General features: G+C 62.6%; 21 protein-coding genes. 10 read left to right on the plus strand and 11 right to left on the minus strand.

What is annotated here, in order from left to right; genetic code table 11:
- Window positions 1-1227: a 6-phosphofructokinase gene (locus FJQ89_RS15790; protein WP_141170862.1), complete on the plus strand. Its 1227-nt coding sequence runs from the start codon at window positions 1-3 to the stop codon at window positions 1225-1227.
- On the opposite strand, the gene FJQ89_RS15795 is transcribed toward FJQ89_RS15790, so the two are convergent.
- Entirely contained in the window at window positions 1224-2084 is an 861-nt protein-coding gene (locus FJQ89_RS15795) for an IclR family transcriptional regulator (RefSeq protein ID WP_243136073.1), read from the minus strand. The two genes, FJQ89_RS15790 and FJQ89_RS15795, sit on opposite strands and share 4 nt — an antisense overlap.
- Window positions 2085-2235: 151 nt before the next feature.
- Between FJQ89_RS15795 and FJQ89_RS15800 the strand changes: the two genes are divergently transcribed.
- A complete protein-coding gene (locus FJQ89_RS15800) occupies window positions 2236-3852 on the plus strand; it encodes a GMC family oxidoreductase (protein WP_141170863.1) in 1617 nt (538 codons plus the stop codon).
- Between the two features lie 130 nt (window positions 3853-3982).
- Window positions 3983-5314: an MFS transporter gene (locus FJQ89_RS15805; RefSeq protein WP_141170864.1), complete on the plus strand. Its 1332-nt coding sequence runs from the start codon at window positions 3983-3985 to the stop codon at window positions 5312-5314.
- 65 nt (window positions 5315-5379) lie between these two features.
- Here the strand turns inward: FJQ89_RS15805 and purM are convergent, their stop codons facing one another.
- Window positions 5380-6423 carry a phosphoribosylformylglycinamidine cyclo-ligase gene (purM, locus tag FJQ89_RS15810; RefSeq protein ID WP_034788683.1) on the minus strand — a complete coding sequence of 348 codons (1044 nt, stop codon included), beginning with the start codon at window positions 6421-6423 and terminating at the stop codon, window positions 5380-5382.
- Window positions 6424-6611: 188 nt separating this feature from the next.
- Between purM and FJQ89_RS15815 the strand changes: the two genes are divergently transcribed.
- The 6 genes from FJQ89_RS15815 (at window position 6612) to panB (ending at window position 12073) form a co-directional block, all read left to right on the plus strand.
- Window positions 6612-7694 carry an AI-2E family transporter gene (locus FJQ89_RS15815; protein ID WP_141170865.1) on the plus strand — a complete coding sequence of 361 codons (1083 nt, stop codon included), beginning with the start codon at window positions 6612-6614 and terminating at the stop codon, window positions 7692-7694.
- Between the two features lie 213 nt (window positions 7695-7907).
- On the plus strand, window positions 7908-8576 hold the full coding sequence (gene hda / locus FJQ89_RS15820; protein WP_034788687.1) for a DnaA regulatory inactivator Hda: 669 nt from the start codon (window positions 7908-7910) through the stop codon (window positions 8574-8576).
- A complete protein-coding gene (locus FJQ89_RS15825; protein ID WP_141172837.1) occupies window positions 8576-9247 on the plus strand; it encodes a histidinol-phosphatase in 672 nt (223 codons plus the stop codon). Before hda ends, FJQ89_RS15825 begins: the two co-directional genes overlap by 1 nt.
- On the plus strand, window positions 9240-10613 hold the full coding sequence (pcnB, locus tag FJQ89_RS15830) for a polynucleotide adenylyltransferase PcnB (RefSeq protein WP_141170866.1): 1374 nt from the start codon (window positions 9240-9242) through the stop codon (window positions 10611-10613). Before FJQ89_RS15825 ends, pcnB begins: the two co-directional genes overlap by 8 nt.
- Window positions 10613-11089 (plus strand): 2-amino-4-hydroxy-6-hydroxymethyldihydropteridine diphosphokinase, encoded by a 477-nt coding sequence (gene folK / locus FJQ89_RS15835; RefSeq protein ID WP_141170867.1) that lies wholly within the window; start codon window positions 10613-10615, stop codon window positions 11087-11089. The genes pcnB and folK overlap by 1 nt, the downstream gene beginning before the upstream one ends.
- Window positions 11090-11197: 108 nt before the next feature.
- A complete protein-coding gene (gene panB / locus FJQ89_RS15840) occupies window positions 11198-12073 on the plus strand; it encodes a 3-methyl-2-oxobutanoate hydroxymethyltransferase (RefSeq protein ID WP_243136074.1) in 876 nt (291 codons plus the stop codon).
- A 14-nt stretch (window positions 12074-12087) separates the two neighbouring features.
- On the opposite strand, the gene FJQ89_RS15845 is transcribed toward panB, so the two are convergent.
- The gene (locus FJQ89_RS15845) at window positions 12088-12420 is read right to left on the minus strand and encodes a helix-turn-helix transcriptional regulator (protein ID WP_141170868.1); all 333 of its coding nucleotides are present in this window, start codon (window positions 12418-12420) and stop codon (window positions 12088-12090) included.
- A 1-nt stretch (window position 12421) separates the two neighbouring features.
- A complete protein-coding gene (locus FJQ89_RS15850) occupies window positions 12422-13381 on the minus strand; it encodes a type II toxin-antitoxin system HipA family toxin (RefSeq protein ID WP_243136075.1) in 960 nt (319 codons plus the stop codon).
- Here FJQ89_RS15850 and FJQ89_RS28480 point away from each other — a divergent pair.
- Window positions 13343-13744, plus strand: coding sequence for a hypothetical protein (locus FJQ89_RS28480; RefSeq protein ID WP_243136076.1), 402 nt, complete (start codon window positions 13343-13345; stop codon window positions 13742-13744). The genes FJQ89_RS15850 and FJQ89_RS28480 overlap by 39 nt on opposite strands.
- 144 nt (window positions 13745-13888) lie before the next feature.
- Here the strand turns inward: FJQ89_RS28480 and FJQ89_RS15855 are convergent, their stop codons facing one another.
- The 7 genes from FJQ89_RS15855 to FJQ89_RS15885 all read right to left on the minus strand — a co-directional run bounded on the left by FJQ89_RS15855 (window position 13889) and on the right by FJQ89_RS15885 (window position 22236).
- Window positions 13889-15379: an aldehyde dehydrogenase gene (locus FJQ89_RS15855; RefSeq protein WP_141170870.1), complete on the minus strand. Its 1491-nt coding sequence runs from the start codon at window positions 15377-15379 to the stop codon at window positions 13889-13891.
- Between the two features lie 30 nt (window positions 15380-15409).
- Complete coding sequence (locus FJQ89_RS15860; protein ID WP_141170871.1) at window positions 15410-16261, minus strand: ABC transporter permease; 852 nt, start codon at window positions 16259-16261, stop codon at window positions 15410-15412.
- The gene (locus FJQ89_RS15865; protein WP_141172839.1) at window positions 16258-17187 is read right to left on the minus strand and encodes an ABC transporter permease subunit; all 930 of its coding nucleotides are present in this window, start codon (window positions 17185-17187) and stop codon (window positions 16258-16260) included. Before FJQ89_RS15865 ends, FJQ89_RS15860 begins: the two co-directional genes overlap by 4 nt.
- Before the next feature lie 8 nt (window positions 17188-17195).
- Window positions 17196-18344, minus strand: a complete 1149-nt coding sequence (locus FJQ89_RS15870) for an ABC transporter ATP-binding protein (RefSeq protein ID WP_141170872.1) — start codon at window positions 18342-18344, stop codon at window positions 17196-17198.
- A gap of 213 nt (window positions 18345-18557) precedes the next feature.
- Window positions 18558-20018 (minus strand): aspartate aminotransferase family protein, encoded by a 1461-nt coding sequence (locus tag FJQ89_RS15875; RefSeq protein WP_141170873.1) that lies wholly within the window; start codon window positions 20016-20018, stop codon window positions 18558-18560.
- Window positions 20019-20030: 12 nt separating this feature from the next.
- Window positions 20031-21401, minus strand: a complete 1371-nt coding sequence (locus FJQ89_RS15880) for a glutamine synthetase family protein (RefSeq protein ID WP_071075305.1) — start codon at window positions 21399-21401, stop codon at window positions 20031-20033.
- Window positions 21402-21468: 67 nt separating this feature from the next.
- Window positions 21469-22236, minus strand: coding sequence for a gamma-glutamyl-gamma-aminobutyrate hydrolase family protein (locus FJQ89_RS15885; protein WP_141170874.1), 768 nt, complete (start codon window positions 22234-22236; stop codon window positions 21469-21471).
- Window positions 22237-22310: the final 74 nt, after the last annotated feature.

The following is a 22310-nucleotide window of genomic DNA, read 5'->3' on the forward strand; positions in this document are numbered from 1 at the left end:
ATGCCGTCTGGAAAAATTCTTGTTGCCCAGGGAGGCGGCCCCACCGCCGTCATCAACCAGTCGCTGGTGGGCGTGGTGCTCGAATCGCGGCGCTTTCAACATGTCACGCGCGTGTATGGCGCGCTGCACGGCGTGCGCGGCATCATCAATGAAGACTTCGTCGATCTGACGCAGGAAACCAGCCACAACCTGGAACTGGTGGCCGCCACGCCGTCTTCTGCCCTCGGCTCCACGCGCGACAAGCCCGATATTGCCTACTGCCAGCAAATCTTCGAAGTGCTGCGCGCGCACGAAATCGAACATTTCTTTTACATCGGCGGCAACGACTCGTCCGACACCGTACGCATCGTCAGCGAGGAAGCGCACAAGGCCGGCTATCCGCTGCGCTGCATCCACATCCCGAAAACCATCGACAACGACCTGGTCGGCAGCGACCACACGCCCGGCTTTCCCTCGGCCGCGCGCTTCGTCGCGCAGGCGTTCGCTGGCGCCAACCTCGATAACGCCGCCTTGCCCGGCGTCTACGTGGGCGTGGTGATGGGCCGCCACGCGGGCTTTTTGACGGCCGCCTCGGCGCTGGGCAAGAAGTTCCCCGACGATGGCCCGCACCTGATCTATCTGCCGGAAAGAGTCTTCGTGCTGGAGAATTTTCTTGCCGACGTGAAAGCCACGTATGAAAAATACGGCCGCTGCGTGATCGCCGTCTCGGAAGGCATCCACGATGCCGCGGGCGAACCGATCGCCAGCCTGCTGGCGCAACAGGTGGGCAATGAAGTGGAACGCGATGCGCATGGCAATGTGCAATTGTCGGGCACGGGCGCGCTGGCCGACCTGCTGTGCGACGAAATCAAGGCCAAACTGGGCATCAAGCGCGTGCGCGGCGATACCTTCGGCTATCTGCAACGCTCCTTCATCGGCTGCGTCTCCGACATCGATCAACGCGAAGCGCGCGAAGTGGGAGAAAAGGCGGTGCAGTTCGCCATGTGGGGCGACCGTGACGGTTCCGTCGCCATCAAGCGCACGGGCTTTTATTCCGTCGACTACGAGCTGCTGCCACTGACCGAGGTGGCAGGCAAGACGCGCACCATGGAAGACGAATTCATCAGCGCCAGCGGCACCGACGTGACCGATGCTTTCCGGCTGTATCTGCGCCCGCTGCTGGGTTCAAGCATGCCCGATGCGTTCCGCCTGCGCGCGGCGAAAGTAGCGAAGGTGCTGAAACCCTAGCTGGACTCGGCCAGCAGCAGCGGCCGCAGTTTCACGGCCGCTTCCTTGAGCTGTGGCACGTGCTGCAGCAGTTGCTCCACGGATTTGCGCGCCACGGGCGCGTGGCAGGCGACGGCCGCCACGATGCGCCCGTCGGCGGCGCAGATGGGCACGGCCACGGCCACCATGCCGTGCACGAATTCCTCGTCGTCGATACCGATGCCCAGGCGGGCGATGCGCACGATCTCGCGTTCCAGCAGCGCGGGGTCGGTGATGCTTTTCGGCGTGCGCGCCTGCAAGGTCAGCATGGCCAGCAGCTCGCGCCGCTCCAGCAAGGTCATGTGCGCCAGGAATAATTTTCCACTCGCCGTGCAATGCATGGGCGCGCGCGTGCCCAGCACCAGGTGCAGGCGCAGCGGCTCCTGCGTTTCCACCCGGTCCACATACACGATCGCGTTGCCCTCGGGAATGGCCAGGTTGCAGGTCTCGCCCGTGGCCGCCACCAGGCTGCCCAGGATGCTGCGGCTCACGCGGATCAGGGCATTGTTGCGCAAGGTCGCCAGCGCCAGGTTGGTGGACGCCGCACCGGGTACATAGCCGCGTCCCACGGGCGTGCGCAACACATAGCCGTGCTGTTCCAGCGTATCGAGCAGGCGCATCATGCTGGCTTTCGGCACCTGCATGCGCGCCGCCAGCTGCGACAGGGTCAATGGCTGGCTGGCGCTGGCCAGGTGCTCGATCAGGCGCAGCACGCGCAGGCCGCGCGCCTCGTCGCCATGGCTGGCCGCCGCGCTCGCAGCCACCACGCCGCCCGCCGAACTGTCTTCTTCGGCCTCGGCTGGCCGTTTTTGAAACGCATCCTGCATGTTCTGTTTCACCTCTCGCGTATGCGGTGGTTTCCGCTTGTCCCGGCGCTGCTCGTCTTTTATAAATGGAACCAGATGTTCCAAAACATCAAATAAAAGACCAGTGTATCGCAAAAATCGTCCGCAAAGGCAAGCGATACCGCAAACGCAGGAGACCAGGGCAATGTCACAAACACACTACGATTACATCGTCGTCGGCGCCGGTTCGGCCGGCTGCGTGCTGGCCAACCGCCTGTCGCACGACAACAACAACCAGGTATTGCTGCTGGAAGCGGGCGGCAAGGACAACAATCCCTGGATACACGTGCCGGTCGGCTATTTCAAGACCATGCACGACCCCAAGCTGGACTGGTGCTACCGCACGGAAGCGGACGCCGGCATCGCCGGGCGCCAGCTGCAATGGCCGCGCGGCAAGGTGCTGGGCGGCTCCAGCTCGCTCAACGGTTTGCTGTATGTGCGCGGCCAGAAAGAAGATTACGACCGTTGGGCCGAACTGGGCAATGCAGGCTGGAGCTACGCCGAGGTGCTGCCCTACTTTAAAAAATCGGAAGACCAGGAACGCGGTGCCAGCGACTACCACGGCGTGGGCGGTCCATTAAAGGTGTCGGACCTGCGCCTGCGCCGCCCCATCGCCGAACATTTTATTGCCGGCGCCACGGAAAGCGGCATCCCCTTCAATGCCGATTACAACGGCGCCACACAGGAGGGCGTGGGCTACTTCCAGCAGACGGCCAGCAAGGGCTTGCGCTGGAGCACGGCGAAAGCCTTTTTGCGCCCGGCCCGCAAGCGCAGCAACCTGCGCGTGGAAGTGCGCGCGCAGATCACGCGCGTACTGTTCGAGGGCAAGCGCGCCGTCGGCATCGAGTACCGGCAAGATGGCCAGCTGCGCCAGGCGCGCGCCAGCGGCGAAGTGATTCTCTGCGCGGGTGCCATCGGCTCGCCGCACATCCTGCAATGCTCGGGCGTGGGGCCGCGTGCCCTGTTGGAAGAGGTGGGCGTGCCTCTCGTGCACGACTTGCCCGGCGTGGGGCAGAACCTGCAAGACCATTTGCAAATCCGCCTGGTCTTCAAGACACGGCTGAAAACCCTGAACGATGAAGTCAACAGCCTGTGGGGCAAGCTGTGGGTGGGCATGCAATATGTGTTTTCCCGCTCCGGACCGTTGACCTTGGCGGCCAGCCAGGTGACGGTGTTTACCAAATCCTCGCCCGAGGTGGAGCGGCCCGACATCCAGTTCCACATGCAGCCGCTGAGCGCCGACAAGCCGGGCGAAGGCGCGCATCCGTTTTCCGCGTTTACCTCGTCCGTGTGCCAGCTGCGTCCGCACAGCCGTGGCCACGTCTCGATCAAGTCCGCCGATCCCCTCGCCTACCCGGGCATTTATCCGAATTACCTGTCCGACCCGCGCGACCAGCAGACGGCGATTGCCGCCCTGCGCGTGGCCCGAAAAATCGCCGCCGCCCCGTCGCTGGCGCCGCACATCATTTCCGAGTTCGTGCCCGGCCCGCAATTCGAGACGGACGCGCAGCTGCTGGACGCGGCGCGCCGTTTCAGCCAGTCGATCTACCACCCCAGTGGTACCTGCAAGATGGGCCACGACGCCATGGCCGTCGTCGATGAGCGCCTGCGCGTGCACGGCATGCAGAACCTGCGCGTGGTCGACGCGTCGATCATGCCGGAAATCGTCTCGGGCAACACGAATGCGCCCACCATCATGATCGCCGAAAAAGCCGCCGACATGATCCTGGCGGATGCCGTGCGCCTGCCCAAGGCCGCGTAGCCAGCGCCCCGTCCACTTCCACCGACAAGGAGGATGCCAGCGGCGGGCAGACGGCCCCGCCCCCAATGACTCGGCAAGCAGCCTAGCATCAAAAAAATACATAATCGATATCGATTGGAGACTAGATATTATGGATAACAATCCGAACCATCCGAAAAAGGCCAAAGAGCTACGGAAAGTCGTGATGGCCAGCGTGATCGGCGCCACCATCGAGTGGTACGACTTCTTTTTATACGGCGTCGTCGCCGGCATCGTGTTCAGCAAGCTGTATTTCCCGGGCGGCGATCCGCTCGTCTCGACCATGCTGGCCTACGGCACCTTCGCCGTGGGCTTCTTGTCGCGCCCCATCGGCGGCGTGATCTTCGGCCATTTCGGCGACAAGATCGGCCGCAAGAGCATGCTGGTGATGACCCTGATGATCATGGGTGTCTCCACCTTCCTGATCGGCGTGCTGCCGACCTACGACCACATCGGCTACTGGGCGCCCGGCCTGCTGCTGTTCCTGCGCGTGCTGCAGGGCATCGGCCTCGGTGGCGAATGGGGCGGCGCCGTGCTGATGGCGTATGAATATGCGCCGCCGAAAGAGCGCGGCTTCTATGCCAGCCTGCCGCAGATCGGCCTGGCCATCGGCCTGTGCCTCGCTTCCGGCGTGGTGGCGATCCTGTCGTACAGCCTGACGGACGCGCAATTCTTGTCGTGGGGCTGGCGCGTTGCCTTCATTTTATCTGCGGCCCTGGTCTTCATCGGCATGTGGATACGCCTGAACGTGATGGAAACGCCGGAATTTCAGGCGGTGAAAGAGAAGAACGCGGAGACGCAGATTCCGTTTTTCGACCTGCTGAAGCGCTATCCGGGCAATGTATTGAAAGGCATGGGCGCGCGCTATATCGACGGTGTGTTCTTCAATATCTTCGGCGTGTTTTCCATCACCTATCTGACCAACACCATCAAGATCGCCCGCACGGAAGCGCTGATGGGCGTGATGGCGTCGGCCGTCGTGATGTGCTTCTGCATCCCCTTCTTCGGCCGCCTGTCGGACCGCATCGGCCGCAGCAAGGTGTTCTTCTGGGGTTCGCTGATCACGGGCGTGTCGTCGATTCCCGCCTTCTGGATCATGCTGCGTCACGCCGACAATCCGCTGCTGCTGTGGTGTTCCGTGATCATCCCGCTGGGCGTGCTGTATTCGGCCGTGTACGGCCCGGAAGCGGCCCTGTTCTGCGACCTGTTCGACGCCAAGGTGCGCTACACGGGCATCTCCTTCGTGTACCAGTTCTCCGGCATCTTCGCCAGCGGCCTGACTCCCATCATCGCCACCTACCTGCTGAAAACGGGCAATGGCGAGCCGTGGCACATCGTCGGCTACATCCTGTTCGCCTCCCTCGTCTCGGCCGTCAGCGTGGCCATGATCGGCAAGGGCGGCTCGCAGCCCGATGGCCGCATGAAGACGGCGCACGCAAGGTAAGACATCGCGGCGTAAAAAAAGGCAGGCCTCTTGCGAGCGCCTGCCTTGTTTGTTCAAGCTAAAGCTTAGATGACAATGGTCTGGTGCTCATCACCCACGCGCGCGCGGATGGTGCCGATGCGCGAGACGGTTTCGCCGGCCGCTTGCAATTGCGCGATGGCGGCGTCCGCGTTTTCCTGCGAAACGATGACGGTCATGCCGATGCCGCAGTTGAAGACGCGGTGCATTTCAGCGTCAGCCACGCCGCCATGCTGTTGCAGCCACGTGAACAGCGGCGGCATGGTCCATGCCTTCGAGTCCAGTTCAGCCACCAGGCCAGGCTGCAGCACGCGCGGGATGTTTTCCACCAGGCCGCCACCGGTGATGTGCACCATGCCTTTGACTTCCATGGCGTCCATCAGTGCCAGCAGCGGCTTGACGTAGATGCGCGTCGGCTGCATCAGCACGTCGGCGAGTTTACGGCCGTGGAAGTCGCCTTCCAGGTCCGGTTTTGCCACTTCGATGATCTTGCGCACCAGCGAGTAACCGTTCGAGTGCACGCCCGACGAGGCCAGGCCCAGCACCACGTCGCCCGGGGCGATCTTGGTGCCGTCGATGATTTTCGATTTTTCCACGGCGCCGACGGCAAAACCTGCCAGGTCGTATTCGCCGGCCGGGTACATGCTCGGCATTTCCGCCGTTTCGCCGCCGATCAGCGCGCAACCCGCTTGTTCGCAACCCTGGGCGATGCCCTTGATGACGTCGGTGGCAATCGCCACGTCCAGCTTGCCGCAAGCGAAATAGTCGAGGAAGAACAGCGGTTCGGCGCCTTGCACCAGGATATCGTTGACGCTCATGGCGACCAGGTCGATGCCGACCGTGTCATGGCGGTTCAGTTCGAACGCCAGGCGCAATTTGGTGCCGACGCCGTCGGTGCCCGAGACCAGCACCGGTTCCTTGTACTTCTTGCTGATTTCGAACATGGCGCCAAAACCGCCCAGGCCGCCCATCACGCCTTCGCGCAGGGTGCGCTTGGCAAACGGCTTGATTGCTTCGACTAAAGCGTCGCCTGCGTCGATATCGACGCCAGCGTCACGGTAGGAAAGGGAAACATTAGAAGTCTGGTTCATGGTGTGGTGGCAGCGGAGGCGGTAAAATAGAAGGCGGATACCCGCCGGCACGCGCGCGCAAGCATGTTTTTCAACATCGTGCGGCAGGACGCCAGCGGGTGAATTCGGTCGATCAAGTCGCTATTTTATCAAACTGCCCCGCCATTTCGTAATTAACTGCCTTTTTTTAACGCAACAGCACAAACTACATGCCATTCGCCATCACCGCCGAGCAGAAGCAAACAGCATTTTGGATCGCGGTCTGGCTGGCATTCTTGCTGCTGCTCGTCAGCCTGGGCCCCATCCTGACGCCCTTCCTGGCCGCCGCCATCCTCGCCTACGTGCTCAATCCGGGCGTGGACCGCTTGCAACGCCTGCATTACAAGCGCTTTTACGTGCCCCGTCCGCTGGCCGTGCTGGTCGTCGTGGTGTTGTTTTTCCTCGCCATCACGGCGCTGGTGCTGATCGTCGTGCCGGTATTGCAAAAGGAAATTCCCCTGCTGCAAGCGCAGATCCCGCAGTTTCTCAGCAAGGCCAACGAGCTGCTGGCGCCGAAACTGCGCGACCTGGGCATCCGCGTACGCCTCGACGGCACGGGCATCAAACGCATGCTGAGCCAGCAGATGGCCACCAGTGGCGATGAAATCTGGAGCACCGTGCTGGCCTCGGCCCGCATCGGCGGTACGGCCGTGCTGGGCTGGCTGGCCACCGTGGTGCTGATCCCGGTCGTGTTGTTCTATCTGTTGCTGGACTGGCATCCGATGCTGGCGCGCATCGCCGCTGCCGTGCCGCGCCGCTGGGTGGGCCGCACGGTGGGCATGGCGCAGGAAGTCGACACCCTGCTGGCGCAATACCTGCGCGGCCAGTTGCTCGTCATGCTGGTGCTGGCCACGTATTACTCGGCGGCGCTGGCCATCGCCGGTTTTGAAGTGGCATTGCCTGTCGGCATCATTACGGGCTTGCTGGTGTTCATCCCCTACCTGGGCTTCGGCCTGGGGCTGATGCTGGCCCTGATCGCCGCCCTGCTGCAGTTTGCCGACTGGAGCGGCGTGATCGCCGTCGCCGTCATCTACGGCTGCGGCCAGGTCATCGAAGGCTTTTTCCTCACGCCGCGCCTGGTGGGCGAACGCATCGGTCTGAACCCGCTGGCCGTGATCTTTGCTTTATTGGCATTCGGACAACTGTTCGGTTTCGTCGGCGTTTTGCTCGCTTTACCCGCTTCTGCCATCCTGATGGTCGCTTTTAAGCATCTAAGACGCCACTACCTGTCCAGCACCTTCTATAATGCGTGACAAGGTGACTGACACAAGCTGCTGCGCGTCGCACTTTGCGGCCGGTGATGCTCACCGTACTACAGTACGGTTGCGCTTCTCGGCCACAAATCGCTGCCGCTCGCTACGCTTCTGTCAGGCACTCGATACGACTACAATGTTAAATTAATAAAAATCCAACAACAGCGACGACGACGCACAAGCAGTAATGAAAAACAGGACAAGGCGTACGCCATGAAACAACTGGTGCTCGATTTAGGCACAGACCAGGCGCACAGCCTCGATACCTTCGAGGTGGGACAGAATGCCGAAGTGGCGCAGCTGATGCGACAGTTCGCCGCGCGCACGTCGCGCGAACATTTTGCCTACCTGTGGGGCGAACTGGCCGCCGGCAAGAGCCATCTGCTCAAGGCCCTGGCCAGCACCGAGCGCGCGCGCTATATTTCGCCGTTCTCGATCGAGTCCGAATTCGTGTATTCGCCCGACGTCGACCTGTACCTGCTCGACGACTGCGAAAAGCTCTCGCCGCTGGCGCAGATCGATGCCTTTGCCCTGTTCAATGAAATCCGCGCCAACAAGGCCTATATGGTGTGCAGTGGCGCCGTGCCGCCGGCCGTGCTGCCCGTGCGCGAAGACTTGCGCACGCGCATGGGCTGGGGCCTGATCTATCAAATCCACGGCTTGACCGACGATGAAAAAATCGCCGCCCTGACCCAGGCGGCCACCACCCGCGGCTTGACCTTGTCGCCGGGCGTGTTACCCTATCTGCTGTCCCATTTCCGGCGCGACATGCGTTCGCTGTCGACGATGCTGGACTCTCTCGACCTCTACTCCCTTGAAACCCAACGCCCGATCACCTTGCCATTGTTGCGCGAGTTGCTGCAGGCGGAAGCGAAAGAATGATGAATCTGGCCCTGTTTGACCTCGACCACACCCTGCTGCCCATCGACTCGGATCACGAGTGGGGCGAATTCCTGGTACGCATCGGTGCCGTGGACGCCGCCGAATTCACCCGTCGCAACGACGAATTTTTCGCGCAGTACCAGGCCGGCACCCTGGACCCGGTGGAATACCTGGAATTCTCGCTCGGCACGCTGGCGCAGTTTCCGCGCGAACGCCTGGAAGCGCTGCACCGGCAATTCATGGCCGAAGTGGTCTTGCCGTCGATCCGCCCCGAAGTCGTGGCCCTGCTCAAGCAGCACCAGGACGCGGGCGATTTGCTGGCCATCGTCACGGCCACCAACCATTTCATCACCAAGCCCATCGCCGATGCGCTGGGCGTCGAGCATCTGCTGGCCGCCATGCCCGAATATGACGCGCAAGGCAACGTCACGGGCAAGCTGCTGGGCACGCCGACCCTGGGCGCGGGCAAGCTGACCCACACCCACGCCTGGCTGGAAAAGATGGGCAAGGAACTGGGGCAGTTCGAGCGCAGCTATTTTTACAGCGATTCACACAACGACATTCCCTTGCTGTCGGTCGTGACCCACCCTGTCGCGACCAATCCCAACACCGCTTTGAGCGCACACGCATCCCTCCACGGCTGGCCATCACTCCACTTATTCAATGATTAAAAAATTCATCCGCAAGATCCTCGGCGTTAAAAAAGAGGCAGCGCGCGACACCACGGCACCCATCGTGCTCGGTCCCGCGCAACACGGAATCGACCCGAAACTGGTGTCGTCGAATGCCATCCGCGTCACCAGCAGCCTGCAGGAAGCCGGTTTTGAGGCCTTTGTCGTCGGCGGCGCCGTGCGCGACCTGCTGCTGGGCGTCAAACCCAAAGACTTCGACATCGCCACCAACGCCACGCCGGAACAGGTCAAGCGATTGTTCCGCCGCGCCTTCATCATCGGCAAGCGCTTCCAGATCGTGCACGTGATGTTCGGCCAGGATTTGCTGGAAGTGACGACCTTCCGCGGCGCCGGCGCCGACTCCGCACCGAAGGATGAACATGGCCGCGTCCTGCGCGACAATACCTTCGGCTTGCAGCACGAAGATGCGCTGCGCCGCGACTTCACCATCAACGCCATGTACTACAACCCGGCCACGCAGGAAGTACTCGATTACCACGGCGGCGTGGAAGATATCCGCGCCAAGACCCTGCGCATGATCGGCAAGCCCGAAGAGCGCTACCGCGAAGATCCCGTGCGCATGCTGCGCGTGGTGCGCTTTGCCGCCAAGCTGAAATTCACCATCGAGCCGCATACGGCCGCGCCGATTCCCATCATGGCGCCGCTGATCAACAATGTGCCGGCGCCGCGCGTGTTCGACGAGATGCTGAAACTGCTGATGAGCGGCCACGCACTGGCCTGCCTGCAGCAGTTGCGCAAGGAAGGCTTGCATCATGGCTTGCTGCCGCTGCTCGACGTGGTGCTGGAGCAGCCGCTGGGCGCGAAATTCGTCACCCTGGCGCTGGACGCCACGGATCAACGCATCGCCGCCGGCAAGACCGTCTCGCCAGGCTTCCTGTTTGCCTCGCTGCTGTGGCACCAGGTGCTGGAAAAATGGACGGCCTACCGCGCCGCCGGCGAGTCAACCATCCCCGCGCTGCACCTGGCAGCCGACGACGTGCTCGACTCGCAAACGGAAAAACTGGCCCTGCAGCGCAAGATCGGTTCGGACATGCGCGACATCTGGTCGATGCAGCCGCGCTTCGAGCGCCGCGTCGGCAAGGCGCCGCATAAACTGCTGGAACACCTGCGCTTCCGCGCCGGCTACGACTTCCTGCTGCTGCGCTGCGCCTCGGGCGAGATCGACATGGAGATCGGCGAGTGGTGGACAGCCTTTTATGAGGGTGACGAGGAAACGCGCGAAGCGCTGCTCGTCAGCGCGAATGCCGCGCCGGGCGCCGTCAAGAAGAAGCGCCCGCCACGCCGCAGCACGCGCAGCAAGACGAGTACAGGCGGCTCGACCACCGGCGGCAGCAGCGACGAATAATGGTCGTCACTGCTTACATCGGCATCGGTGCCAACCTGGGCGACGCGCGCGCGAACGTACAGGATGCGATTGCGCGCCTGGCGCGCCTGCCCGGCGCATCCCTCGTGGACGCCTCGTCCAGCTACCGCACGGCGCCCATAGCTTCCAGCGGTGACGACTACATCAACGCCGTGGCGCGCATCACGACCACCCTGCCGGCCGAAGAGCTGCTGCTGGCGCTGCACGCCATCGAGGCGGCGCACGGGCGCGAGCGGCCCTACCGCAACGCCCCGCGCACCCTGGACCTGGATTTGCTGCTGTACGGCGATGAACGCATCGCCAGCGCCAGCCTGACGGTGCCGCATCCACGCATCACCGAGCGCGCCTTCGTGCTGGTGCCGCTGCTCGAACTGGCTCCCGCCGTCGTCGTGCCCGGCCTCGGGCTGGCGCAGGACTACCTGGCAAGCGTCGCTGACCAGGCCATCAGCCAACTCTGAGCGCCACGCGGCATTGCTCTACAATGCCGCCCCTGCACGCCGCCATATAAAGTACTACACTAACGGCGTCGCAATAGCATCACCCCCCTTTCACTCTAGAGAATACCTATGTCCGCTTATTTGCAAGGAACAGATCTGGCCGCAAAAGACAAGGCCGCCACACCGGCGCCGGCGCCATCCAAGCCTGTCGCCAACAAGGCCGTGACCATCCACACCCTGGCCACGCTGCGCGCCGCCCGCGAAAAGATCACCATGCTGACCTGCTATGACGCCAGCTTCGCGTCGCTGATGGACCGCTGCGGCGTGGAGATCCTGCTGATCGGCGATTCGCTCGGCATGGTCTGCAACGGCCACAACTCCACCCTGCCCGTCACCGTGGCCGAACTGGCTTACCACACGGCTTCCGTGGCGCGCGGCGCCAGGTCGGCCATGATCATGTCCGACCTGCCGTTCGGCGCGTATGGCACGCCCGAAACAGCGTATGCCAACGCCGTCATCCTGATGCAGGCAGGCGCGCACATGATCAAGATCGAAGGCGGCGCCTGGCTGGCCGAGACCGTCCGTTTCCTCACGCAGCGCGGCATCCCCATCTGCGCCCACATCGGCCTGACGCCGCAATCGGTGCATCAGCTGGGCGGCTACAAGGTGCAGGGCAAGAGCACGGAAAGCGCCACTGAGCTGAAGAACGACGCGCTGGCGCTGCAAAACGCGGGCGCCGCCATCGTGCTGATGGAAGCCATGCCGTCGCAGCTGGGCAAGGAAGTGACCGACATGCTGACCATCCCCACCATCGGCATCGGCGCCGGTCCCGACTGCTCGGGCCAGGTGCTCGTCATGCACGACATGCTGGGCGTGTTCCCAGGCCGCAAGGCGCGCTTCGTGCGCAACTTCATGGAAGGCGCGGCCAGCATCGACGACGCCGTCACCGGCTATGTCAAGGCCGTCAAGGATGGCAGCTTCCCGGCGCTGGAACACTGCTTCTGATCTTCTGATCTAACCTATTCAGGCGATATCGCCCCGGCACTCGCCGGGGCGATTTTTTTTTCGCGCAGCGTTTCTGTGCGTACAAACGCCACCTCCAGTCCAAAGAACTGCCCGATACGGTTCAGCGTCTGAATGGTCGGATTGCCTTTGCCGCTCTCGATCTCCTTGATGGTTTTCAGGCTGACCCCTCGGTGTTCCGCAAATTGGGCCTGCGTCAGGCGCGAGATGGCGCGCATTTCCTTGACGGCGTGCTGCAGCGTGACGGCGCCTGCTTCAATGGCTGCGTAAAGCACTACCCTGCGCTGCCGCAACTCTTCCTTGTCAACGGTCTTTTTCGTACGCGCCATGTCAGTGCTCTCCCAATGCCTTGAGCTGTTCGATCTGCCCGGCGATATGTGGCCGGAGGAAAGCAATGATGTCATCATCCACGCCGGCCTCCTGCATATGCTGTTCCAGCGCAACCAGGTGCCGGGAAAATCCGTATAGCGCGAGGCGGATCTGCTGGCGCTCCACGTCCTGCATGCCGATCGTGGCCAGTATCGTCGTCCAGTCATGCAGCTCGTTTTTGGTATCCGGGTGATACCAGCGCGCCGCGCGTGGTATGCCATCCGGGTCCAGGTACATCGGCGCAAAATCGAACAGCGGAGTGAGGCGCACCTCGGCACCAATTTGCTGCACCGCCGTATTGCGTGCGTGATTGTCGGTATTGCGCATGGCCAGGTTCAAGATATCGCGTTTGAGAAATTCGATGGTTTCCGCAGTCTTGTCGCTGACGACGGCGCGCAGCGCCTGCAATAGGTCGAACTGGCTGGGCGTGGCTTCAAAGCCAACAATACCTGCCAGCGAAGCGGCGCTTTCCTGATGCAGCCGCAGCACTTTTCCATCCCGGATGCGGCGGTCAAAACGGGGAATGAACAAGGTATCGTCCTGGTAGCGCAGCCGGCCTTCGGTGCGCAAGCCCACCGCGCGTGCCACAGTCATGTATGCGGCTTCATTTCTCAATACCTTGGCGTCGCTGGCGGTCTTTCCGCGCGGACGCTTGACGATGAAATGGGCAGCCGCGTCCTGGTCCGCCAGGGCGCCATCGGCATGCCAGAGACCGGCATGGTCCGTGGTCAGCAGATATTTCGGCGCCGCTCCTTGCACCCCCAGACTGCCGGCGGCCAGCATGCCATGCATCAGCATGCGCTCATTGAAGGCATCGCCGCGGCCTATGATCTCGTCCAGTGAAAAGCCGGTCAGCGGCTTGCCCTTGTCATGGCGATGCATATGTTGTGCGTAGTACTGCACGGCCTCGGCGATGCGCACGCGCCCGACGGGATTGAATGCGCCAGCACACGCCAGCGGAAAATCGGCAGCAGGACCATCGGCCAGTTGCAGCTGCCCAAGCAGATATTGCCGTCCGCTTCCCTGGGGAATCAGGTCAAAGAGAAAGGCTGGCCATTGCGCCAGCTTCTGCATCTCTGCCGTGACGGGAAAACGCAGCGAGACAGGTCCGCTCTCAAGCTTGAAGAAGGCATAATCGAGGTCATACTCGAACAGGGCAGCGGTGCGCGGATTGCCGCCTGCAGGCTCAAGCAAAGTCAGCGATGCGCAATCGTGCCACGCATCATCATGAAAAATTTGAAAATGGCATTGCATGGCGGCTCCACTGGATCTTATAGTAGCTAATTGTGTTTAGTTTATCCCTAAATTAGCACTTATACGATCCAAATTTTAACAAGTGTAGCGCCATGAAAAATTTAATGGCACCTAAAAGAACTATTTCAAGCTATCAACACCCTTAATTAGCCCTTTTAAGTACCCTTATAGAAATTACCCCACCTGTATCCACGTCGTCTTCAGCTCCGTGTACTTGTCCAGCGCGTGCAATGACTTGTCGCGCCCGTTGCCCGACTGCTTGTAGCCGCCGAACGGCACGGTAATGTCGTCGCCGTCGTACTGGTTGACGTGCACGGTGCCCGCGCGCAGGGCGCGCGCCGTCTGGATGGCCTTGGTGATGTCGGAGGTCCACACGGCAGCCTGCAAGCCGTACGGCGTGGCGTTGGCCTGTTGGATGGCGTCGGCGATATCCGTAAAGCCCAGCACGGACAGCACGGGGCCGAAGATCTCTTCGCGCGCGATCGTCATGCCGGCCTCCACGCCGCCAAACACGGTCGGCTGCACGTAATAGCCACCCGTATCAAGACGCACGGCCTCGCCGCCACCGAGCAGCTGCGCGCCTTCGTTCTTGCCCGCCGCGATATAGCCCATGACCGTATTCATCTGCGTGGCGTCGACAATCGCCCCCATGACGGTGGCGTCGTCGAGCGGATCGCCAGGCTGGAAGCGGGGCAGCATGGCCAGCGCCTTGGCCAGGAATTCTTCCTTGATCGATTCTTCCACGAACAGGCGCGATGGCGCGTTGCAGCTTTCGCCCTGGTTGAAGAAGATGGAACCGACGGCCGCCGCCACGGCCTTGTCGAGGTCCGGGCAATCGGCGCAGACGATGTTGGCGGACTTGCCGCCCAGTTCCGTCCACGCCCGCTTCAGGTTCGACTGGCCCGCCATCTGCACGATCAATTTCCCTGTGCGCGTGGAGCCCGTAAAGCCGATGCAATCGACATCCATGTGCAGCGCCAGCGCGGCGCCGGCCTCATGGCCGTAGCCTGGCAGCACGTTGAAGACGCCCGCCGGCACGCCCGCCTCCACCGCGATGTCGGCCAGGCGCAGCGCCGTCAGCGGCGATTTTTCCGACGGTTTCAATATCACGCTGTTGCCGGCCGCGAGGGCCGGCGCGATCTTCCAGGCGGCCATGATCATCGGGTAATTCCACGGCACGATGGCGGCGACGACGCCGACCGGTTCGCGCGTGATCAGGGCCAGGCTGTTGGCAGGGGTCGGGGCGATTTCATCGTAGACCTTGTCGATCGCCTCGCCATACCAGCGCAGGCAATTGGCCGTGGCGCCCACGTCCACGCTCTGGCTGTACTTGATCGGTTTGCCCATGTCCAGCGTTTCCAGCAGGGCCAGCTCGGGACCGTATTGCTGCACCAGGTCGGCGAACTTGATCAATATCCGCTTGCGCTGCGCGGGCGACTTGCCTGCCCAGCGGCGATCCTCGAAGGCGGCGCGCGCGGCCAGCACGGCCGCGTCCACGTCGCCGCCATCGCAGCGGGCCACCTGCCCCAGCAGGCGCCCGTCGATGGGCGACAGATTGTCGAAAGTCTGGCCTGACCTCGCTCCGACCCGCTCGCCGTTGAGGAAGGCGCGTCCATCGATCGCGAGCGCTGCGGCCCGTGCATGCCAGCTGGTGTTTCCCGTCATGGTCATCTCCTGTGTCAGTGTAAGAGCAGCTTACTCCTGGTCTGCCAGATAGGCCGCAGACAGTTGCTTGCGGCGCTGCCGGTCGGCGCGCGCCAGCAGCACGGCATACACGATCACGGCGAGCGTCACCACCAGAATCGTCAGCGCGGCGATGGCATTCACACGCGGATCGAGCCCCAGGCGCGCGCGCGAGAAGATCACCAGCGGCATGGTCGTCGAACCGGGGCCGGACAAAAAGGCCGACAGCACCACATCGTCGAGCGACAGGGTAAACGTCAGCAGCCAGGCTGAGGCCAGCGCCTGCGTGATGTTCGGCAGGGTCACGAGGAAGAATACCTGGTGCGCGCGGCAGCCCAGGTCCATCGCCGCTTCGGACAGCGATTTACTCATCTCCTGCAGGCGCGACTGCACCACCACGGCCGCATACGCCATGCCCAGCAGGGTGTGACCGAACCACATCGTCAGCACGCCCCGCTCGGGAAAGCCAAAGACCTTTTGCATGGACACCAGCATCAGCAGCAAGGAGAGGCCGATGATCACTTCCGGCATCACCAAGGGCGCGCTGACCATGGACGAGAACAAGGTGCGGCCGCGGAAGCGCTGGTAATTGGTCAGCGCAAAGGCGGCGAAGGTGCCGAGAATGACGGAAGACGTGGCCGACATGAAGGCGATCTTCAGCGACAGACCGAAACCCGAGATGATCTGCGTATCGCTCATCAACTCGCTGTACCAGCGCAGCGAAAAGCCGCTCCACACCATGTCCTGGCGCGAGCTGTTGAACGAAAAGACAATCAGCACGATGATGGGCAGGTAGAGGAACAGATAGCCGAGCGAAAGCCAGCCGCGCCCGAACCAGCGCTGCAGGAAATTACGTCCGTTCATGTGCGCTCCTCCGCGTCCTGGTCCGTCTTGTATTTGTTAAAAATAGCCATCGGCACGAGGATCAGCAAGACCACCAGCACCGTCACCGAAGACGCCATGGCCCAGTCGTTATTCGTGAAATACTCATCCCACAGCACGCGGCCGATCATCAGCGTTTCCGGGCCACCCAGCAGTTCGGGAATCACGTATTCACCCACGGACGGGATGAACACCAGCATGGCGCCGGCGATGATGCCCGATTTCGACAGCGGCACGGTGATGCGCCAGAACGCCTGCAAAGGCGTGGCGCCCAGGTCGGCCGCCGCTTCCAGGTAGCGCACGTCCATTTTCACCAGATTCGCATACAGGGGCAAAATCATGAACGGCAGGTAGGCGTACACCATGCCGACCACCAGCGAGAATGAGGTATTCATCATGTGCAGCGGTTCCTGCACGATGCCCAGGGCGATCAGCAGGTCGTTGAGCAAGCCATGGTTGGCCAGAATGCCCTTCCACGCATACACGCGCAGCAGGAAGGAGGTCCAGAACGGCAGCATCACCAGCAGCATCAGCACGGGCCGGATCGACGGTCTGGCGCGCGCCATGAAGTAGGCGAACGGGTAGCCGACGAACAGACAGATGGCCGTGGTAATCGCCGCGTACTTGATGGAACTGAGGTAGGTGAGCAGGTACAGTTCATCGGCGGCGATAAACAGGTAATTGGCGATTTTCACCTTCAGCACGACGATGCCATCGACGTACGACAGCAAGCCGCCGAACGGGCTGCCCGCCGTGTCCATGTCGGACAGGCTGATGCGCAGCACGATCAGAAAGGGCACCAGAAAGGCGGCAGCGAGGAACAGCGACGGCACGGCGATGACGGCGTTGCGCCCGGTGACCCAACGCAGGGTAACCAGGCTGCGCAGCGATTGCAGGAGGGAAGTCATCACGGGCCTCAGCTGGTCAACACGACGATGTCGGCGCCATCCCACCACACCCACACGCGCTGTTCGCGCTCCAGGCGCGCGGCGTCGTGGCGGGCCGCGTTGGTGCGCGAGACTTTCACCACCGTGCCGCTGTCGAGGCGCACGTGGTAGCTGGTTTCATTGCCAAAATACGCCATGGCGACGATCACGCCCTGCGCGCAGTTATAACCGTGTTCGGCCGGCGACGCCCGTTCTTCCAAAGCGGGCGGCGCGATCTGGATGCCGATTTTTTCGGGGCGTACGGCCACCGAGACATCCATGCCCAGGTTACCCGTGATGCCATGCGAAACATAGTGCTCGCCATCGGGCGTGGCGATCACCACGTGATCGGGCTCGTCTTGCGTGATGCGCCCGTCGAACAGATTGACGCTGCCGATGAAATCGGCGACGAAGCGGCAGTTCGGCGTTTCATAGATTTCGCCCGGTGCGCCCACCTGCAGGATGCGCCCTTCGCTCATGACGGCGATGCGCGTGGCCATGCTCATGGCCTCGTCCTGGTCGTGCGTGACCATCACGCAGGTGACGCCCACCTGCTCGATGATGTTGACCAGTTCCATCTGCGTGCGTTCGCGCAGTTTTTTATCCAGCGCGCCCAGCGGCTCGTCGAGCAGCAGCAACTGCGGCCGCTTGGCCAGGCTGCGCGCCAGCGCCACGCGCTGCTGCTGCCCACCCGACAGCTGGTGCGGCTTGCGCTTCGCGTATTGGCCCAGCTGCACCAGCGCCAGCATCTGTTCGACCCGCGCCGCCACTTCCACTTTCGGCAAGCCGTCGCGGCGCAGGCCGAAGGCGATGTTGTCCCACACGGACAGGTGCGGGAACAGCGCATACGACTGGAACATCATGTTGATGGGACGCTGGTGCGGTGGCACATCGATGATGCTGTTGCCCGCCAGCGCGATGCGGCCCGAGGTCGGCGTCTCGAAGCCAGCCAGCATGCGCAGCAGGGTCGACTTGCCGCAACCTGAACTACCGAGCAGGGCGAAGATCTCGCCCTGGTTGATCGTCACGGAAATATCATTGACGGCGCGCACGCCATCGAATTCCTTGACCAGCTGATCAATCAGTAAGAAAGGCGCTGGGGCGTCGCTGGCCGACGCGGCAGGTGTTGCTATCGTCATGTGGGTGCTTTGGGTAAGAGGGTGTCAAAAGGAAAAACTGGCCGCTACAGGAGCGGCCAAGATGGAAGTTTAGCGGAACTGCCGCGATTCTGGTCCAAAAAAACTTGAGTTAGCGTCTATTTGGGTGAAAAACTGACACCAACCCAAGAGCAAACCCCGGGGTCGTACCCTGAGGGTACGCCCCCGGCCCTTGCGTTTGGGTTCAGCCAGAACCTACACCCAGCCCTTCGCTTTCACATCCGCATACGTCTTGTCCAGGCACACGCGTATCAACGCCACCATTTCATCGATCTGCGCGCGCATCATGACCAGGGGTGGGGCGACGATCATGCGCTCGCCCACGGCGCGCATGATAACGCCGTTGTCGAACATGTGGCCGCGGCAAATCATGCCCACGCCCTGGTCCTCGTCGAACAGCTCGTTCTCGTGCACGGTGGCGCCCTTCTTGCGCACCAGGTTCAGGCCCGCGACCAGGCCGCAGCTGTCCGCGTAGCCCACCAGCGGATGCTCGCCCAGGCTGGCGAAGCACTGCTGCAGGTACGGTCCCGTATCCTCGGCCACCTTCGCTACCAGCTGCTCGTCCTCGATGATGCGGATATTTTCCAGTGCGGCCGCGCAGGCCACGGGGTGTCCGGAATACGTGAAACCATGCGTGAATTCGCCGCCCTGCTCGATCAGCACCTTGGCCACCCGATCCCCCACCAGCACGCCGCCCAGCGGCACATAGCCCGAGGTGACGCCCTTGGCAAACGTGATCAGGTCGGGCTTGATGCCGAACAGTTCGGAGCCGAACCAGCGCCCCAGGCGGCCGAAGCCGCAGATGACTTCATCGGCGATCAGCAAAATGCCGTACTTGTCGCAGATGCGCTGAATCTCGGGCCAGTAGGTACTTGGAGGGATGATGACGCCGCCCGCGCCCTGCACCGGCTCGCCGATGAAGGCGGCCACCTTGTCGGCGCCGATCTCGAGGATTTTGTCTTCCAGCCAGCCCGCCGCCTTCAAACCGAAGGCTTCCGGTGTCAAGCCATGCCCCGCTTCCAGGTAATTGGGCTGGCCGATATGCGCGATGCCGGGAATGGGCAAGCCGCCCTGCGCATGCATGCCGTCCATTCCGCCCAGCGACGCTCCCGCCACCGTGCTGCCGTGATACGCGTTGTGGCGGCTGATGACGGTATGGCGTTCCTGGTAGCCGAGGATATCCCAGTAGCGGCGCACCATGCGCAGGTTCGTGTCGTTACCCTCGGAGCCGGAGCTGGTGAAAAACACGTGCTGGAACTGCGGCGGCGATATTTGCGCCAGCTTGGCCGCCAGCTGCGCGGCCGGCACATTGGTCGTGCCAAAGAAGCTGTTATAGAACGGCAGCGTTTCCATCTGCCGGTAGACGGCTTGCGAGATCGAGGTGCGGCCATAGCCCACATTGACGCACCACAGGCCCGACATGCCGTCGACGATTTTCTTGCCCTGGCTATCCCACAGGTAGACGCCATCGCCGCGCACGATCACCCTGGCGCCCTTGCTTGCCAGGTCCTGGAAATCGGTGAATGGATGCAGGTAATGGGCCGTATCCATTTTCTGGATGGCGGCCGTGTCGTAGACCTGCGGCGCCGCATTCCTTTGCGCCACGGAGGAGACAAAAGCGGCGCTCGGCGCCAGCGGATTGTTTGTTGTACTCATTGCGATCCTTTCTTAAACGTGGAGCAGAAGATGTTCGCGCTCCCACGGGCTGATGACGGTCATGAATTCCTGGTGCTCCAGGTCCTTGATGGCCGCATACACGTCGATGAAGCGCTCGCCCAGCACCGTGCGCAGCTTGTCTTCCGCGCGCAGCAGTTGCAGGGCTTCGGGCAAGCCTTGCGGCAGCTCGAACTTCATGTCGTAGGCGCTGCCCACCATCATCGGCGTCGCTTCCAGCTGCTCCGTCATGCCGAGGTAGCCGCAGGCCAGTGTGACGGCCAGCGCCAGATAGGGATTCGCATCGGCGCCGATGATGCGGTTTTCCACGCGGCGGTCCTGCACGCCCGATTCGGGCACGCGGAAACCCACGGTGCGGTTGTCCAGTCCCCACTGGATGTTGATGGGCGCGGCCGTATGGCGCACGATGCGGCGGTAGGAATTCACGTAGGGCGCGACGATGGCCATGGCCGATGGCATGTAGCGCTGCAGCCCCGCGATGTAATGCTTGAAGATGGGCGCGGCCGAACCATCGTCGTTGCTGAAGATATTCAAGCCCGTCTTCGCGTCGACGACGCTCTGGTGCACATGCATGGCGGACCCCGGCTCGCCGGCCATGGGCTTGGCCATGAAGGTCGCGTACATATCGTGCTTCAAGGCCGCTTCGCGCAGCGTGCGCTTGAAGAAGAAGACCTTGTCGGCCAGGCCCAGCGGGTCGCCGTGCAGGAAGTTGATTTCCATCTGCCCGGCGCCGATTTCGTGGATCAGGGTGTCGACGTCCAGGTTCATCAGTTCGCAGTAATCGTAGATATCCTCGAACAGCGGGTCGAATTCATTGACGGCGTCGATGCTGTACACCTGGCGGCTGGTCTCGGCCCGGCCGCTGCGGCCGATGGGCGGCTTCAGCGGCAAGTCGGGGTCCGTGTTTTTCGCCGTCAGGTAGAACTCCAGCTCCGGCGCCACCACGGGCTTCCAGCCCTTGTCCGCATACAGTTTCAGCACGCGCCGCAGCACAGATCTGGGAGCAAAATCGACCAGCGCGCCATCGGAAAAATAGCAGTCGTGGATGACTTGCGCGGTGGGATCTGTAGCCCATGGCACCATGGTGATGGTGGTGGGATCGGCTTTCAAGATCATGTCGCGGTCGGTGCTGGAAATGGCGCGGTCATAGCCGCCATCGTCGACCGGGTAATTGCCCGTCACGGTCATGCCCAGCACCGCCTCCGGGATGCGCATGCCGCGCTCCTGGGTGAATTTCCCGCGCGGCAGGATCTTCCCGCGCGCCACACCCGTCAAGTCGGGGACCAGGCATTCGATTTCCGTGACGCGCTTTTCATTGAGCCACAAATCCATATCCGTATAGGTGAAATTTTCGCGTATTGCCATGTTTCCCTCTCGCTGGTATTGCGCTTTTCCTGATCAAGCGCCGCATGGTGGTGCTGCGGCGCACCTGTCATCCTGCCTTTCTGTGCTGCTGTTCCTGGTAATCGCGACAAGCCTGGCCAAAGGCGCCGAACAGGCGCATCGACTGCGGATTGTCTTCCACCTGCCATTCCGGGTGCCATTGCACGGCCAGCGTAAAACCGGCGGCGCTGGCCACCGTATAGGCTTCCACCAGGCCGTCGTCGGCCAGGGCTTCCACCAGCAAGCCATCGGCCAGCCGGGCGATGCCCTGGCCATGCAGGGAATTGACCATCATTTCGCTCTCGCCGCCCAGCAGCCGTGACAGCAGGCCGTCCGGCATCAACTTGATGCGGTGCGCGGGCGCGTACTGGCGCGCCAGGGGATCGAGCACATTCTCCCGATGCTCCATCATGCCCGGCACCGCATGCACGGCCTGGTGCAGGCCGCCGCCCAGGGCCACATTGACTTCCTGGAAGCCGCGGCAGATGGCGAGCAAGGGCAGCTGGCGCGCCAGCGCGGCGCGGATCAGGGGCAAGGTGGTGGCGTCGCGCGCAGGGTCTTGCGGCAGGTCGGGGTGGAGGATGTCTTCGCCATACAGGCGAGCGTCGACGTTCGAGGCGGAACCGGTCAGCATGACGCCATCGGCAATCTGCAGCGCCGCGTCCAGGTCGGCATCCAGGCCCAAGGCGGGCAACAGCAGCGGCATGCAACCGGCGCCGCGCAGCACGGCGTGCAGGTATTTGTCCTGCGCCATGTGCCAGGCGTGGCTGCCGAGCTGGCGCTGGCAGGCGGGGACGAGAACGATGGGACGGCGCATAGAGTGCTACCTCGCTGGCGTGACGATCCAATGACAGCGCCATGACAGCGCTGCCGCTCGCTACACTGTACAGC

Source organism: Janthinobacterium tructae, from assembly GCF_006517255.1.
Classification (GTDB): Bacteria; Pseudomonadota; Gammaproteobacteria; order Burkholderiales; family Burkholderiaceae_D; genus Janthinobacterium; species Janthinobacterium tructae.